At 69.7% G+C, this 15,532-nt stretch carries 12 protein-coding genes; 4 read left to right on the top strand and 8 right to left on the bottom strand.

Going from position 1 to position 15,532, the window contains the following annotated elements:
- Position 1: 1 nt before the first annotated feature.
- The 4 genes from ACIA8L_RS46145 to ACIA8L_RS46160 all read left to right on the top strand — a co-directional run bounded on the left by ACIA8L_RS46145 (position 2) and on the right by ACIA8L_RS46160 (position 4,844).
- The gene (locus ACIA8L_RS46145) at positions 2 to 979 is read left to right on the top strand and encodes a magnesium transporter CorA family protein (protein ID WP_395915038.1); all 978 of its coding nucleotides are present in this window, start codon (positions 2 to 4) and stop codon (positions 977 to 979) included.
- Positions 976 to 2,355 carry a dihydrolipoyl dehydrogenase gene (gene lpdA, locus ACIA8L_RS46150; protein WP_395915040.1) on the top strand — a complete coding sequence of 460 codons (1,380 nt, stop codon included), beginning with the start codon at positions 976 to 978 and terminating at the stop codon, positions 2,353 to 2,355. Before ACIA8L_RS46145 ends, lpdA begins: the two co-directional genes overlap by 4 nt.
- A gap of 70 nt (positions 2,356 to 2,425) precedes the next feature.
- Positions 2,426 to 3,820 (top strand): class II 3-deoxy-7-phosphoheptulonate synthase, encoded by a 1,395-nt coding sequence (locus ACIA8L_RS46155; RefSeq protein WP_395915042.1) that lies wholly within the window; start codon positions 2,426 to 2,428, stop codon positions 3,818 to 3,820.
- Entirely contained in the window at positions 3,813 to 4,844 is a 1,032-nt protein-coding gene (locus ACIA8L_RS46160; RefSeq protein ID WP_395915044.1) for a threonine aldolase family protein, read from the top strand. Before ACIA8L_RS46155 ends, ACIA8L_RS46160 begins: the two co-directional genes overlap by 8 nt.
- 177 nt (positions 4,845 to 5,021) lie before the next feature.
- On the opposite strand, the gene ACIA8L_RS46165 is transcribed toward ACIA8L_RS46160, so the two are convergent.
- From ACIA8L_RS46165 to pknB, 8 genes are all read right to left on the bottom strand, one after another.
- On the bottom strand, positions 5,022 to 6,638 hold the full coding sequence (locus ACIA8L_RS46165) for an IS1182 family transposase (protein ID WP_395915045.1): 1,617 nt from the start codon (positions 6,636 to 6,638) through the stop codon (positions 5,022 to 5,024).
- A 76-nt stretch (positions 6,639 to 6,714) separates the two neighbouring features.
- Positions 6,715 to 8,028 (bottom strand): toxic anion resistance protein, encoded by a 1,314-nt coding sequence (locus tag ACIA8L_RS46170; protein WP_395915047.1) that lies wholly within the window; start codon positions 8,026 to 8,028, stop codon positions 6,715 to 6,717.
- Positions 8,029 to 8,038: 10 nt separating this feature from the next.
- The gene (locus ACIA8L_RS46175) at positions 8,039 to 9,187 is read right to left on the bottom strand and encodes a hypothetical protein (RefSeq protein WP_395915049.1); all 1,149 of its coding nucleotides are present in this window, start codon (positions 9,185 to 9,187) and stop codon (positions 8,039 to 8,041) included.
- A gap of 9 nt (positions 9,188 to 9,196) precedes the next feature.
- A complete protein-coding gene (locus ACIA8L_RS46180) occupies positions 9,197 to 9,793 on the bottom strand; it encodes a 5-bromo-4-chloroindolyl phosphate hydrolysis family protein (RefSeq protein WP_395915051.1) in 597 nt (198 codons plus the stop codon).
- A complete protein-coding gene (locus ACIA8L_RS46185) occupies positions 9,790 to 11,430 on the bottom strand; it encodes a VWA domain-containing protein (RefSeq protein ID WP_395915052.1) in 1,641 nt (546 codons plus the stop codon). Before ACIA8L_RS46185 ends, ACIA8L_RS46180 begins: the two co-directional genes overlap by 4 nt.
- Positions 11,431 to 11,489: 59 nt before the next feature.
- The gene (locus ACIA8L_RS46190) at positions 11,490 to 12,632 is read right to left on the bottom strand and encodes an MFS transporter (protein ID WP_395915054.1); all 1,143 of its coding nucleotides are present in this window, start codon (positions 12,630 to 12,632) and stop codon (positions 11,490 to 11,492) included.
- The gene (locus tag ACIA8L_RS46195) at positions 12,629 to 13,498 is read right to left on the bottom strand and encodes a deoxyribonuclease IV (RefSeq protein WP_395915056.1); all 870 of its coding nucleotides are present in this window, start codon (positions 13,496 to 13,498) and stop codon (positions 12,629 to 12,631) included. Before ACIA8L_RS46195 ends, ACIA8L_RS46190 begins: the two co-directional genes overlap by 4 nt.
- Positions 13,499 to 13,520: 22 nt before the next feature.
- Positions 13,521 to 15,518: a Stk1 family PASTA domain-containing Ser/Thr kinase gene (pknB, locus tag ACIA8L_RS46200; RefSeq protein ID WP_395915058.1), complete on the bottom strand. Its 1,998-nt coding sequence runs from the start codon at positions 15,516 to 15,518 to the stop codon at positions 13,521 to 13,523.
- Between the last annotated feature and the right edge of the window lie 14 nt (positions 15,519 to 15,532).

Below are 15,532 nucleotides of genomic sequence, written 5' to 3' on the forward strand. Positions count from 1 at the left end.
CATGGCGCGCACGCGGCTCTACCGGGACGGGCGGCTGGAGGCCGAGGACTTCCCGCTCGACGATATCTCCGAGCATCTCAAGGACTCCGCCGCGGTGGTGTGGCTCGACCTCACCGACCCGGAGCAAACCGACTACGACCGGGTCCAGGAGGAGTTCGGGCTGCACCGGCTGGCCATCGAGGACGCCTCCTCACCCCACGAACGGCCCAAGCTCCTGCACTATCCGAAGCACATGTTCTTCAACGCCTATGCCGTGCGGTTCAACGGCGACGGCGACGGCGCGGTTCAGGTCGAGGAGGTGTCGGCTTTCCTCACCGACCAGGCGCTGATCACCGTGCACGGCGCCGGGTTCGACATGGACGACGTGGTCGAGCGCTGGGACGCCACCGCCGAGGACCTCGCGAAGCAGGGGGTGCCCTGGCTCGCCCACGGCCTGCTCGACGTGATCGTCGACGGGCAGTTCGACGCCGTGCAGGCGCTCGACGAGGAGCTCGAGAGTCTGGAGGATCGGCTGTTCGAGGAGAGCGCGGCGGCGATCCGCGAGGTGCAGCAGCGCAGCTTCCGGCTCCGCCGGAGCCTCAACCGGATGCGCAAGGTCATCATGCCGATGCGCGAGGTGGTCGGTGGCCTCATGCACTCCCGCGAGCACCTGGTCGACGAGGAGATGGTGCCGTACTTCCAGGATCTCTACGACCACGTGATGCGCGTGACGGAGTTCACGGAGAGCCTTCGCGACTTCACCGCGACGATCCTCGAGTCCAACCTGGCGGTGCAGGGCAACCGGCAGAACAGCATCATGAAGAAGGTCACCAGCTGGGCCGCCATCATCGCGGTGCCGACGGCGGTTACTGGTTACTACGGGCAGAATGTGCCGTACCCGGGTTCTGACAAGGTCTCGGGGTTCATCACCTCGGCGATCCTCATCGTGGTTCTGTCTGTGGTGCTGTACGTCACCTTCAAACGCAAGGACTGGCTATGACTGAGCACTTCGACGTCGTCGTCCTGGGGGCCGGCCCGGGCGGATACACCGCCGCCGTCCGGTCCGCGCAGCTCGGCCTGCGCACCGCCATCGTCGAGGACAAGTACTGGGGCGGCGTCTGCCTCAACGTCGGCTGCATCCCCTCCAAGGCGCTGCTGCGCAACGCCGAGCTCGCCCACATCTTCAACCACGAGGCGAAGACGTTCGGCATCTCCGGTGAGGTCACGTTCGACTACGGCGCGGCCTTCCAGCGCAGCCGCAAGGTGGCCGACGGCCGGGTCAAGGGCGTGCACTACCTGATGAAGAAGAACGAAATCCGGCAATACTCGACGAAGGGGTACTTCCTCGACGACCACACGCTCCAGGTCGGCGACGAGAGCATCACCTTCGCCAACTGCGTCATCGCCACCGGCGCGACCACCCGGCTGCTGCCCGGCACGTCGATCTCCGAGCGCGTGGTGACCTACGAGGAGCAGATCCTCACCGAGGACCTGCCGGAGTCGATCATCATCGCGGGGGCGGGCGCCATCGGCGTCGAGTTCGCCTACGTGCTGCACAACTACGGCGTCAACGTCACGATCGTCGAGTTCCTGGACCGGATGGTGCCCCTCGAGGACGCCGAGGTGTCGGCCGAACTGCTCAAGCGGTACAAGCGGCTCGGCATCTCGGTCCTGACCTCGACCCGGGTCGACACCGTCGAGGAGACCTCCTCCGGCGTCAAGGTCACGGTTTCTTCCAACGGCAAGAGTCAGACGCTGGAAGCCGACAAACTGCTCCAAGCCATTGGTTTTGTACCGCGAGTCGAGGGCTATGGCCTGGAGAAGACCGGCGTCCAGCTGACCGAGCGGGGCGCGATCGCCGTCGACGGGCGCCTGCGCACCAACGTCCCGCACATCTTCGCGATCGGCGACGTGACCGCCAAGCTCATGCTGGCCCACGCGGCCGAGTCGATGGGCATCGTGGCCGCCGAGACGATCGCCGGGGCCGAGACCATGGAGCTCGACTACGTCATGATCCCGCGGGCGACCTACTGCCAGCCCCAGGTCGCCAGCTTCGGCTGGACCGAGGCCCAGGCCCGCGAGCAGGGCTTCGACGTGAAAGTCTCGAAGTTCCCGTTCACCGCCAACGGCAAGGCCCACGGCCTCGGCGACCCGACCGGCTTCGTGAAGATCATCAGCGACGGCAAGTACGGCGAGCTCCTCGGCGCCCACCTCATCGGCCCCGAGGTGACCGAGCTGCTGCCCGAGCTCACCCTGGCCCAGCAGTGGGACCTGACCGTCCACGAGGTCGCCCGCAACGTCCACGCCCACCCCACCCTGGGCGAAGCGGTCAAAGAGGCCATCCACGGCCTCGCCGGCCACATGATCAACATGTAGGAGCCTTCCAGCTCGCGGGACTGGCGGGTGGTGGCACTCGCCCGCCGGTCCGGCTCGGTAGGCTTTGCCCATGCGCCAGGAGTGGCATCACTTCACGTACCCCGGTCCGGAGATCTCCCGCGTCGCCGTGCCGGGCAACTCCGAAGACGACGTGTTCGGCCTCGACCGGTGGCGGAGCCTGCCCCGGGCGCAGACGCCGCCGTGGCCGGACCAGGCCGCGGTCGACGAGGTCGGGCAGCTGCTGACGTCGGTCCCGCCCATCGTCGCCCCCTACGAGGTCGACCAGCTGCGCGAGCGCCTCGCCCTCGTCGCCGACGGCAAGGCGTTCATGCTGCAGGGCGGTGACTGCGCCGAGACCTTCGCCGACAACACCGAGGCCCACGTGCTGGGCAACGCCCGCACGCTGCTGCAGATGGCGATCGTGCTCACCTACGGCGCGTCGCTGCCGGTCATCAAGATCGGGCGGGTGGCCGGGCAGTTCACGAAGCCGCGCTCGTCCGCGCTCGACTCGCTGGGCCTCGAGGCCTACCGGGGCGACATGATCAACTCGCTGGATCAGGACCCGGCGGCGCGGGTGGCCGACCCGCAGCGGATGGTCCGGGCCTACGCCAACTCGTCGAGCGCCATGAACATGCTCCGGGCCTACCTCGGCGGCGGCATGGCCGACCTGCACGCGGTCCACGACTGGAACAAGGGCTTCGTGGTCACCTCGCCGGCCGGCCAGCGCTACGAGGCCATCGCCCGCGAGATCGACCGGGCGATGCGGTTCATGCAGGCCTGCGGCGTCAACGACGACGAGGCATTGCGGACCGTCACGTTGTACTGCTCCCACGAGGCCCTGGCCCTGGAGTACGAGCGGCCCCTGGTCCGCATCGCCGGCGGCAAGCCCTATGGCCTCTCCGGGCACTTCCTGTGGATCGGGGAGCGGACCCGGCAGATCGACGGCGCCCACGTCGACTTCATGGCCCGGCTGGCCAACCCGATCGGCGTCAAGCTCGGCCCGACCACCGCGCCGGAGCAGGCGATCGAGCTGTTCGAGAAGCTCAACCCGGACAACATCCCGGGCCGCCTGACGTTCGTGGCCCGCATGGGCAGCACCAAGGTCCGCGACGCCCTCCCGCCGATCGTGGAGAAGGTCACCGCGGCCGGCTGCCGGGTCGTCTGGCAGTGCGACCCGATGCACGGCAACACGCACGAGTCGTCCAACGGATACAAGACCCGGCACTTCGACCGGATCGTCGACGAGGTCCTCGGCTACTTCGAGGTCCACCGCGAGCTGGGCACCCACCCCGGCGGCCTGCACGTCGAGCTGACCGGCGAGGACGTCACCGAGTGCCTCGGCGGCGCGCAGGCCATCGTCGACGAGGACCTGCCGGACCGTTACGAGACCGCCTGCGACCCGCGGCTCAACACCCAGCAGTCCCTGGAGCTGGCCTTCCTGGTGGCGGAGATGCTGCGTGGCTGAGGTGCTCGTCGACTTCCGCTCGGACACCCTGACCCGGCCGTCGCCCGCCATGCGTGAGGCGATGGCGACGGCCGAGGTCGGCGACGACGTGTTCGACGAGGACCCGACCCTGCACGAGCTCCAGGCCGAGGTGGCGGCCCGCTTCGGGCACGAGGCGGCGCTGTTCGCCCCGAGCGGCACGATGGCCAACCAGATCGCGCTGCAGCTGGCCGTGCCGCGCGGTGAGGAGCTGCTCTGCGACGCCGCGGCCCACGTGGTCACCGACGAGATCGGTGCGGCCGCGGCCCTCGGCGGCGTGTCGACCCGCACGTGGCCGTCGGCCGCCGCGGACCTCGACCCGGCGACCGTTGCCGACATGATCCGCCCGGACGGCTTTGTGGCAGTACCGACGCGGGCAGTGGCGGTTGAACAGACCCACAACCGCCTCGGCGGTGCCGTCATCCCGCTGCCGACCCTGCAGGCCCTCCGGGCCGTCACCACCGACGCCGGGGTCCACCTGCACTGCGACGGCGCCCGCATCTGGCACGCCCACGTCGCCGACGGGGTGCCGCTGGACGTCTACGGCCGGCTCTTCGACTCGCTGTCGGTGTGCCTGTCCAAGGGCCTCGGCGCCCCGGTCGGCTCGTTGATCGTCGGCTCGGCCGAGCGCATCGCGGCCGCCCGCAAGCTGCGCAAGCGGCTCGGTGGCGGTATGCGTCAGGCCGGCATCCTCGCGGCGGCCGGCCTGTATGCGCTGCGCAACAACATCCCGCGGCTGGCCGAGGACCACGACCGGGCCCGCCGCCTGGCCGAGGCCATGGCTCCGGCGGGCGTGGTGGACCCGGCCCGCATCCGCACCAACATCGTCCCGCTGGATCTGAGCGGCACCTCGATCGACGGGCCGGCGTTCGCCGCCGCCGCCCGCGAGCAGGGCATCCTGGTCTCGGTCCTGGGCCGCCGCCTCGTCCGCCTGGTCACCCACATGGACCAGACGGACGAGGGCATCGACCACGCGGTGAAGGTCCTCCCGGCGGTCCTGGGCTAGGTGACTGGTGTTAAACGATGGTCTGGCCCTCCGGGCCGGACCATCGTTTGTTGTTGTGGGGGGTGTGGGGTTGGTGACGGTTGTGCTGGGCGCGAGGGTTGAGGTTGTTGCAGGAGCTGGTTTGTAGGGGTGTGTGGGCCGCGTTTCGGGGGGTGCTGTTGTGACTGTCTTGGGTGTTCAGGCGGGGTGGAGGGTCCAGCCTCGGTTGTGGGTGTGGGTGAGGCCGAGGGTGGCCAGTCTGGCGAGGTTGATGGCGGCGGCGAGGAGGTTGAAGTCGGCGGCGACGCGGGTTGTGCCTCGCATGCGGGCTCGGCGGCCGCCGTGGCGGCGGCGCATGAGGTGCGCGAGTTTGCGTTCGACTTTGGGTCTGGTGGCGCGGTAGTCGGCTTGCCAGGCGGGGTCTTGCTGGCGGGTGCGGGCGGTGGTGAGGCGGGCTTCGTGGTGGCCGATGGTGATGCTGCGGCCGGTTTTGGCGTCGGTGCACTGCCCGCGTAGCGGGCAGGTGGTGCAGGCTGCGCCGAAGTCGGCCCGGCCGGCGTGGCGGGGGTGGTCCTTGGCCCGGCGGATCGGTGTGGTGATGCCGTTCGGGCAGGTGACCTCCTGCCGGTCAAGATTGACGATGAAGCGGTCCTTGGTGAACTTCCCGGCTGGTGCGACGGGTGGCTGGACCTTGGTCCTGGCCTCGATCCCGGCGGTGTCGAGGCGGTGCAGGATCTCCCCGGCGCCGTAGGCGGCGTCGCCGTAGACCACGGCCGGGTCCCCGCCGGCATGCCCGGTGGGATCGGTGCTGGTGAGGTCGGTGATGAGCCCGGCGGCGGGTTCGACGTCGCCGGTGTTCCCGGCGGTGACCGCGGTCGCGGTGACGATCTCACTGTCGGGGTCGACGGCGATGTGGCCTTTGTAGCCGTCGACCCCGCGGTGGTTCGTCTTGTGCCCGTGCCGGGCCTGCGGGTCGACGGTGGAGATGACCCGGTCCGCGGCGACCCGCCGCGCGATCCGCAGCACGCCGTCCGCGCCGGTCTCCAAATCCTGGCCCAGGACCGTCGCGAGGAGCCGCACCGCCTGCCCGACCGGCTCGGGGAGATCCTCCCGGCCGTCAAGAGCGGCCAGGAGCGCGTGACCGTCCCGGGCGCGGGAATCGACCAGGGCCTCACGGGCGGGTTTGTCGTCCCAGTCAATCACCGGCTTGCCGGTGATCGCGTAGTCATCGCCGCTGCCCAGCCCGTCCAGCACCGCCCGCAACGCTGCACCCAGCTGCGGACCGGCGGCGCCCAGCAGGCCGCGGATGGCGGAGCGGATCAGCGTGATCGTGTCCATCGTGGCGACCGCGTCATACAACGGTGTCGAGTCCAGCACCCGTTTCCGGCCGACCAGCCCGGCGTTGCCGGCCGCGGCGAGGGCCACCTCGAAAATCCGGTCCGGACGCTGCGAGCGGCGCAGCCGTTCCCGCATGTCGACCAGCACCGTGTGCACGAACCCGGCCCGGGCGGCGCCGTCCCACCCACCGACCCCGGCGGCATACCGCCAGCGGGCGTCATAGGTGAACCGGTCGGTCGCCTCCCGATCCGACAACCCCTCCAGACGCTGCAGGACCATCACCACCGCAACGACCGACGGCGGCACCGACCGGCGACCCACCGACGCGAACAGATCAGCGAACATCCCATCCGGGAACAACACATCACGATGCTCGTGCAGGAACGCGAAGATCGAATTCGCCGGCAACGTCGCACCGCAGAACGCCGACACCGGATCGAGGAGGTCCAACTGCTGCGAAGCCTTCCCCAACGTCACCCCGACACACTACCCGAAATAGACACAAAACGATGGTCCAGCCCTCCGGGCCGGACCATCGTTTAACACCAGTCACCTAGGCGTTTTCCTTCTGGACCAGGGCCGGGGCCTGCTCCAGGACCGAGGCCGGGATCTGCGGGCCGGCCGGGATGGCGAGCGGCTCCTTCGCCCTGGTCACCAGCTCGACCACGGTTCGGCTGAGGCGCTGCGACGTCTGCGACATTGACTCGTTGGCCGTGACGATCGCGGTGACCACCTCGGCCCGCTTCTGCTGGCCGTACTTCACCGCCTCCTCGATGCCGCGGGCCTGCGCGTCGATCGAGTCGGCGACCTCCAGGATGGTCTCCGGGCGGATCGTCGGCGTCTGGATGACCCGGGCGATCTGCGGCACCGCCGTCTTCGACGCCTGGGCGTAGGCGGACAGCACGTCGTTGGCGCCGTCGGCCACCGCCTGCTGCATGTCGGCGGCCTGGTTGGCCTGCATCATCAGCGCCCACTGGGCGATGGTGAGCTTCATCGTCGGGATCGTCAGGTTCATCAGCAGCGCGAGCCGCTGGCCGAGGCCGTAGTTGAGGGTGCGGATGTTGCGCACCTGCGGCGACGTGGACCAGGCCACGAAGAGCCGCTGCTGGAACTCGTTGATCCGGACCTCGAGAGCCTGGATGAACTCGGTGATCAGGGAGAGCTTCTCCTGCAGGTCGCGCTCGTCCGGCGCGCCCGGCGTGATCTTGATCGAGTTGGCGTCGTCCAGGGCGACGTCGCGGACCAGCTCCATGACCGCGATCGCGCCGACCAGCTGGCCGATCGCCGCCTCGTTGGCCTTGTAGAGCTCGTCGCACAGCACGACGTTGCGCTTGAGCTGCAGCTGCTTGTCGCTGAGCTGGCCGGCGACCTTGTCGAGCTGCTGCTCGACGGTCTTGGCCTCCTCGAACAGCATCTCCAGCAGGTCACGGCCCTTGCGGAACAGCCCCTTGATCGAGTCCGAGAACTTGTTGAAGGTCTCGCGGACCTTGGGGTCGCTCGGGTCGTACTTGCGGCGGAAGTTGCGCATCCGGTCGTTGAGCTCGTGCATGATGCCGGTGAGCTCGGGGATGTTGACCCGGCCGACCTCGCGGAAGATCCGGGTCACCTGGGCGTTGACGCCGTCGATGGCGCTGGTGCCGAAGTTGGCCAGCTGGTCGGTGTTGCTGAGCATCACCGGGTAGAGCTGCTTGGCCGCGGCCTCCGCCTGCGCGAGCTGCGTCGGGCTCAGCAGATCCTTGCACACCAGGGCGCGCGGCTCGGCGCTCAGCACCAGCGCGTTGGCGATGGCGCTGTCGGCCGAGCCGGCCGCCGGTTCGGCCGGCCCACCGACGATGGTGCCGAAGTCGATCTGCAGTCCGTCGCTCATCTGGTCCCCCTCATTGGCACTTCTTGGCATCCTTCATGCAGTCGAGCAGCGCCAGCGTCACGTCGGCGGCCGGTGGGGCCGTGGTGCGGATCTGGTCGGCCAGTTTGATGTCCTTGAACACGGCGATGTCGTTGAGGCCGACCTGGGTGGCCGAGCGGAAGCCGTACTTCTTCCACGCGAGGGTCTGGATCTCGCTGTCCTTCATCGCGTCGATGAACCGGCTCGCGTTGGCGTTCAGCGCGAGGATCGGGTGGTCGCTGTAGATGGTCGGCTCGGGGTACAGGACACGGACGTTGTTCAAGATCTGGGCGCTGTTGGCCCCGGCCGCGACGACCTGCTGGATCAGCTGGTTCTCGTAGCCGGCGTAGAGCGGGGCCTTGAGCTCGGCACCCTGGGTCAGCCACTGCTGAAACCCGGAGTCGGAGCTGCGGGCCTGCAGGCCCTGGGCGTCGTACAGCTCCCGCATCTTCGGCAGCGCCTTCTTCGCCTGGTCGAGGTTCGGCGCGGAGAAGACGTCGTCGGTGGCGAGGATGTTGAGCTCCAGCTGGGCCAGCGTGAAGCCGCTGTTGGAGCGGGCCGGGTCGGTGCTGGACACCGTGATCGGCCCGTTCAGCCCGACCGCGCCGATGCTCTCCCACGTCTTCTTCCCGGCGATGTACTCCAGCAGCAGCTTCTTCATGTCGACGATGTAGTACTGCTCCCCGCGCTTCTGCACCAGCTGCTTGGCCATGAGCGCGTCGGTGCCCTTCGGCCCGGCGTAGATCACCTCGGGCGACTGCAGCACGTTCTCCGCGCGGACAGCCCCACCTTTGTGCTGCGCCTCGAACACGGCCTGGGCGCTCGCCGAAGACGGCCACAGGCAGTCGACCTTGCGCGAGTTCAGCTCGTCCGTCGACAGCTGCACCTGGTCGTAGGAGCCCAGGGACTGGAAGTTGATCGTCAGGTGGTACTTGTCCTTCAGGAGCTTCTTGACGTCCGCGTCGCCCATCAGCTCCGACTTCTCGGAGCCGCCCAGGCAGGTCAGGGTCGTGTCCGGCGTGGCGGCCGGCGTGTTGTCGTCCTGCTGCTTGCCGAGCGTCGTGTAGAGCACGACGCCGACGACCAGGACGACGATCACCGTTCCCAGCCCGATCAGGAACCGGATGCTCGGCAATCTCAACGTGACTCCTTATCCCAGCTCGGGAAGCTTCGGTGGTGCGACGGTGTCGAGGTTGGCCTTGTACTGCGCCAGATCGCCCTGGTTGACCAGCCGGACGCTCTCCAGGGCGAAGTCCGCGAAGCGCTCGAAGGCGTGCTCACCGCTGAGGCGCAGGGACTCGGGGTCGCGGTACAGCATCGGCTTGCTCTGGATGTCGAGGTACTGGTGGACCGCGCCGTCGAGGCTGCGCAGGTGCCCGCCGATCTGGCTGGCCGTCGAGAACAGGCTGTTGGGCGACTTGGCCTGCACCCGCTGGAACAGCTCGGGCACGATCTCGCAGGCCGTCACCAGCGCCTTGCGGGCGACCGGTGAGCGCACGTCCTTGGTCAGGCGCGCAATGCCCTTGATGAGCTTCAGCGCCTCCTCCACCTTCTCCTGCGCCTCGTCGGCGTAGTCGTCGCTGCTGACCTGGGCCGAGGTGCGGTCGTCGAGCATCAGGTAGACGCCGATGGCGGCGACGACCGCGAGGATCGGGGCCCACAGCAGGCTGTCGATGACCAGGTAGATGACGACGAACACGACCACGGCCGCGAGGAGCGCGACCGGGGCGGCGAGCCTGCGCCTCACTTGTACCCCGCCGCCTGGCGCAGCGCGGCCACGAGATCGTTCTGCTGGACGTAGGTGCCGCCCGTTGCTGCCGCGAGCTCCTTGAGCTGGCTGGCGTCGGGCTCGCTGCCGAACGCGATCGCCACCACCGGTACCCCCGCCGCCTTCAAAGCGGACAGCGCCTCACTGCGGCGGCCGGTCTCCGACTTGCCGTCGGTCATCAGCACGACGAGCCCCTTGCGGTCGTCGGTCTGCGGCTTGCTCAGCAGGTCGCCGGCCTGTTTGAGGCAGGTGTACATGTTGGTGCCGCCGCCGGGGCTGTACCCGTTGATGTTGTTCGTGATCCCGTGCAGCGTGGTCGCGTCGTTGCCGTTGACCGTCCACGGGCCGGCGGTGACGTCGCTGTTGAAGATGGTGACCGTGGTGATGTCCTTCGGGTGGCTCTGCAGGAAGTTCACCGCCGCCTGGTCCTGGTCGAAGACCTGGTGCGCGGCCGCCTTCACGCCGTCCCAGCCGCCGTTGCCGTTCATCGAGCCGCTGCCGTCGAGGCAGTAGTAGGTGTTGACCGGGCGCCGGTAGCGGGTCTGGTAGCGGTCCAGCGCGGCCTGGATGACGGGCGCGGACGGATACTGGATGCCCTGCTCGTTGATCGTGGCCTGGATGCCCCAGGCGGGGTTGAAGACCGCGGTGTCCGGGTTGTCGAGGGTCAGCCCGACGCTGGTCGCCGGCCGCCGGCCCAGCTTCAGCAGCTCGGTCTGCGCGGTCTTGTCCTTGAGCAGGTAGTCCTGCAGCTCGTTGAGGATCTGCTTCTTGGCCGTGTCGCTGCCGTTGTTGTGCGGGTAGAAGCCCAGCGGCGCGTCACTGATCGCCAGCGACCCGCGCGGGTAGGCCACGACCAGCGGCTCCTTGCCGGCCTTCACGAGCTCCTGGTTCTTCTCGATGACCAGGTCCTCGTAGGTGAACATGGTCCGGCACGCACTGGCCTGGTCCACGCACTGGCTCATGAGCGTGCCGGTCGACGGCGGCGTCTGGTCCATCGCCTTGATGAACCGCGTGATCCCGTCCTCGACCGGGGCCGAGTCCAGCTGCTCCTGCGTGAGCGCCTTGCCGGGCCCGTTGCCGGCGAAGTAGTTCATGAACCCGAACAGCACGGTGGCGCCGGAGTTGGACTGGGTCGGGTTGGTCACCCAGACCTTGGTCTTCCCGGACTCGACGGCGGTCAGGATGTCACCGATGGAGACGTCGCTGCGCCCGGCGAACCCGAGCTTCTGCATCTCGCTCTGCCACCCGGCGAAGACGACCGGGGTCAGGAACATCGTCTTGGTGTCCTGCAGCTTGCCGCCGGTGTCGCCGATCTGGGCGAAGACGCTGGAGGCGAACCAGTAGGCGTCATAGTCGCCATTGCCGGCGGCGAGCAGGCGCGCCTGGTCGACCGAGCCCTTCAGCGTGATGTTGCACTGATATCCCTTGCTCTGGCACCAGGGCTTGACGATCGTGTTCGTGACCGTCTCCTGCTCGGTGCCCGCGATGATGTTGAGTGCCTTAGGGCTCGCGTCGTAGCCGCCGGTCTTCTCCGCCGACGGCTTGCCGCCGCCGGTGCACCCCGACATCAGTACGACCGCCACGAGGGCGACTGCCGTGAACTCCTTAACCCGCACGACCCGTTGGTAGCAGCGTTCGGCTAACGCCACTGCCAACGGAAGGTGAACGACAGGCGTCAGGAAGTCGACCGGCTCAAGATCAGAGTGACAAGCGCGGTGATACCGGTCAGCACGCCCGCGACGATCATGGCGCCGTCGGCGTGCAGGAGCGTGACCAGGGGCGATGCGGCGGCCGTGCCGACGCCGATCGCGGTCTGGATCAGGGCGCCGGAGGCGGCGAACGCGCGGCCGTGCTGCGCCGGGGGCGTGCGGGTGCTGATCAGCGCGTTCTGGGCGACGTTGACCACGCCGTTGCCGAAGCCGCCGATGAGGGACGCCCCGAAGGCCAGGACCAGGGTCGGCGCCAGGCCGATGCCCGCGATGCCGGCCCCGATCAGCAGGTTGCCCAGGGCGATGAGGACCGCGTCGGAGAGCCGGACGCGGGCCACGACCTGGGCCGCCAGCAGCGCGCCGACGCCCCACAGGGTCAGGTAGAGGCCGTATCCGGAGTCGCCGGCCCCCAGCTGGCCGACGAAGCGGAACGGGGCGGCCACGTTGTCGACCACGCCGCTGGCGACCGCGATCGCGCTGCCGAGCAGTGCGGTGCGCATGATCCGGTCGCCGAGGATCAGGCGCAGGCCGCCGCGGGCGGTGGGGCCGTCGGGGTCGGGCGGGGCGGGGTGGCGGCGGGCCCGGATCGCCGCGCAGGCCACCGTCAACAGGGCGAAGGTGGCCGCGTCGGCCAGGATCGCGGCGGTCGCGCCGAACGCCCCGGTGAGCAGGCCACCCGCGGCCGGCCCGGCGATCCAGCCGAGACTGGTGCCGGTGGCGAGGCGGGCGTACCCCCGCTGCGCCTGCTCCTCTCCAGTGATCGCCGGAACCAGGGCCGAGGTCGCCGGGCGCACGAATGCCGACAGCGCGGTGATCCCGGCGAAGAGCAGGACCGTCGCCCACAGCGCGGAGACGAGCGCGAGCGGCACACAGAGCACCGCCTGCCCGGCCAGCGCGACGAGCAGCACCGAGCGCGTCTCGAAGCGGTCCACCACCCGCCCGGTGAGCGGCGCGAGCACCACGTAGGGAATCAGCTCGGCCGCCAGCAGCGCGGCCACCCAGCCGCTCCCGTGCGGCTGGAGGCGCAGCAGCAGCGCCACGAGCGCGGCCGCGTCCCCGGCCGTCGAGATCGCCAGCCCGGCGGCGATCAGGTTCAAGTCCCGCTTCACGCGGACATTGAACCGCGCAGGAGGTCGATGTCGGCAGCGTGGTCGGCGTTGTCGTCGCCGCCCGGCGTCTCCACGATCAGGGGGACCCCCTGGGCCGCCGGGTGTCTGACCAGCTCGGCGAAGGCGGCCGGGCCGATCGTGCCCTTGCCGAGGGACTCGTGGCGGTCCCGCAGCGACCCGCAGGCGTCCTTGGAGTCGTTGGCGTGGATGAGCTTGAGCCGGTCGGCGCCGGCCGCGGCCACCAGCGCGTCCAGCGTCTGCGTCATCCCGCCCGGCGCGGCCAGGTCGTGCCCGGCGGCCCAGGCGTGGCAGGTGTCGAAGCACACGCCGAGGTGCGGGTGGCGGTCGACCGCGTCGAGGTACTCCGCCAGGTGCTCGACCCGCGAGGCGAGGGAGCGGCCACCGCCGGCGCTCGGCTCCACGAGCAGCGGCGGCCAGCCCTGGCGCTCGGCTTCCTCGAGGAGGGGTAGGAGCACTTGCCGTACCGTCGCGAAGGCCTTCTCGGCATGTTCGGCGTCGACCGCCGAGCCCGCGTGGAAGACGACGCCCCGGGCCCCGATCGCGTGCGCGCGGCGCAGCGCGTGCTCCAGGGTGGCCACCGAACGCTCCACGGTGGCCTCGGTCGGCGAGCCCAGGTTGACCAGCAGGGCCGCGTGGACGTAGGCGGTGACCCCGTGCTCGGCGCAGCCCTGGCCGAACGCGTCGTCCTGCTTCGGGTCGCCGGCCGCGAGGGCCCAGCCGCGCGGATTGGAGACGTACACCTGCACGGCCGTCGCCGCCGTCTGCCCGACGTAGCGGAGCAGCCCTTTGCCGAGCCCCCCGCCGACCAGCGCGTGGCCGCCGACGGGGGTGACGAATTTTGTCATGCCTGGAAGATGCCGCTTCCGGTTAGAAGAAGGCGAACAGCGAGACGTGCTGCCCGGGGACGACCGGCGTGCCGGGCGCCGGGTTCTGCTGGCGGACCGTGCCGAAGCCCTGCGCGTCGACGACCAGCCCGAGCCCCTCGAGCGTGGCCTTGGCCTGGTCGAGCGGCATGTTGCGGACCTCGGGCATCGGGATCTGGGCCGGGCCCTTGGAGATCTGCAGGTCGATGGACATGCCGTCGGCCACGCTGTTGCCGTCGCCGATGCTCTGCGAGACGACCTGCCCCTTGGGCTTGTCGCTCTCGACCTCCTCGACCTTGCCGATCTTGATGCCGACCTTGTCCAGGGCCTGCTTGGCCTGGTCCTGGGTCTTGCCGACGACCAGCGGCACCTTGACCGGGTTGGGGCCCTTGCTGACGAAGACGGTGATCGCCTGGCCGGGCTTGACCTGCGTGCCGATCTTCGGGTCGGTGTCGATGACGTAGTTGACCGGGACGGCGTCGTCGAACTTCTCGGCCCGGTTGCCGGTCAGCTTCATCGCCTGCAGGTCGACCTGCGCGAGGTCCCACTCCTTGCCGGCGATGTCCGGGACCTGGTAGATCTCCGGCCCGAGCGACAGGACCAGCGTGATGGTGCCGCCGCTGAGGATGCGTCCACCGGCGGGTGGGTCCTGCGACAGGACTTCATCTTTCGGTACCGTCGCATCGAATTTCGGCGTTCCGAACTTGACCTTGAACCCGCCGGTGGCCGCCTCGCTCGCCGCCTGCTGACCGGTCTTGGTCCGCAGGTCCGGGGCGTCGGTGTAGCGGCCGACGCCGAACCAGTAGCCGCCGACGGCGACCAGCAGGCCGAACGTCAGCATCGCGGCGATCACGGCCAGCCGGGTGCGCGGGTTGGCGTTGATCTGCGCCAGCAGGGCCGGCAGCCCGCCCTCGCGGCCGCGGTGCTCGACGTCGCCGCGGTGCCGGCGGGCCACGCCCTGTGTCGGCGTCGGCGCGGGGGCCGGCAGCCGGGCCCACGACGGGCGGCGGCTGGCCTGGTAGGTCTGGGTCTGTCCCTGGTTGTGGGCGTGGTGCTGGGGCACCGACTCGACCCGCGGCACCATCACCGTCGGCGGCGCCACCTGGCGGCCGCGGCTGCCGGTCACGGCGCCGATGTCCTCGCGGACGGCCTGCACCTCGGCCAGCATCGCGCCGGCGTCGGTCGGCCGCGCGCCGGGGTCGCGGCGGGTCGCCCGGACCACCAGGTCGTCGACGGCGGCCGGGAGGCCGGGGACATACTTCGACGGGAACGGTACGTCGCGGTCGACGTGCTGCCAGGCCACCTCGACGGGGCGGTCGGCCTCATACGGCACCCGCCCGGTCAGCATCTCGAAGAGCACGATCCCGGCCGAGTAGACGTCGGTGCGCGGGTCCGCGTGCCCATCGGTGACCAGCTCGGGCGCCACGTAGGCGACGGTGGCCATGAGGTGCGAGCCGGTCTCGTCGGCGCTCGCCTCGACAGCGCGGGCCAGGCCGAAGTCGGCCACCTTCACCACGCCGTCGATGATGTTGTGGGTGTCCCCGGGCGACTCCGCGACCAGCACGTTCTCCGGCTTGACGTCGCGGTGCACGAGGCCGGCCCGGTGCGCGGCGGCGATCGCGGCGAGCATCTGCTCCATGATCGCGAGGGCCTCCTGCGGCTGCAGGCGGCGGCGCTCGGCCAGCAGCTCGCGCAGGGTCTGGCCGCGGACGTACTCCATGACCAGGTAGGGCAGTCCGTGATGGGTGCCCTGGTCGTAGACGGCCACCACGTTGGGGTGGGTCAGCCGCGCGATCGTCTTGGCCTCGTCGGTGAACCGGTCCACGAACAGCGGGTCACGCGACTGCGCCGGGTGGATGATCTTCAGCGCGACGATGCGCTCGAGACGCTCGTCGAGCGCCGTGTAGACCGTGGCCATGCCGCCTTTGGCGACACGCGAGCGAACGCGGTAGCGCCCGTCTACGAGCGCACCGAGCAAGGGGTCGGCGACCGTGGTATCCATTGGCTGCGAGTGTA

The sequence above is a fragment of the Dactylosporangium sp. NPDC051541 genome (genome assembly GCF_044454505.1).
Lineage (GTDB): Bacteria > Actinomycetota > Actinomycetes > Mycobacteriales > Micromonosporaceae > Dactylosporangium.

What these genes read in the sequence shown, in the direction of transcription:
- ACIA8L_RS46145 (WP_395915038.1), top strand. Translation starts at nt 2, where the DNA reads ATGGCGCGCACGCGGCTCTACCGGGACGGGCGGCTGGAGGCCGAGGAC.
- lpdA (WP_395915040.1), top strand. Translation starts at nt 976, where the DNA reads ATGACTGAGCACTTCGACGTCGTCGTCCTGGGGGCCGGCCCGGGCGGA.
- ACIA8L_RS46155 (WP_395915042.1), top strand. Translation starts at nt 2,426, where the DNA reads ATGCGCCAGGAGTGGCATCACTTCACGTACCCCGGTCCGGAGATCTCC.
- ACIA8L_RS46170 (WP_395915047.1), bottom strand. Translation starts at nt 8,028, where the DNA reads ATGAGCGACGGACTGCAGATCGACTTCGGCACCATCGTCGGTGGGCCG.
- ACIA8L_RS46195 (WP_395915056.1), bottom strand. Translation starts at nt 13,498, where the DNA reads ATGACAAAATTCGTCACCCCCGTCGGCGGCCACGCGCTGGTCGGCGGG.
- pknB (WP_395915058.1), bottom strand. Translation starts at nt 15,518, where the DNA reads ATGGATACCACGGTCGCCGACCCCTTGCTCGGTGCGCTCGTAGACGGG.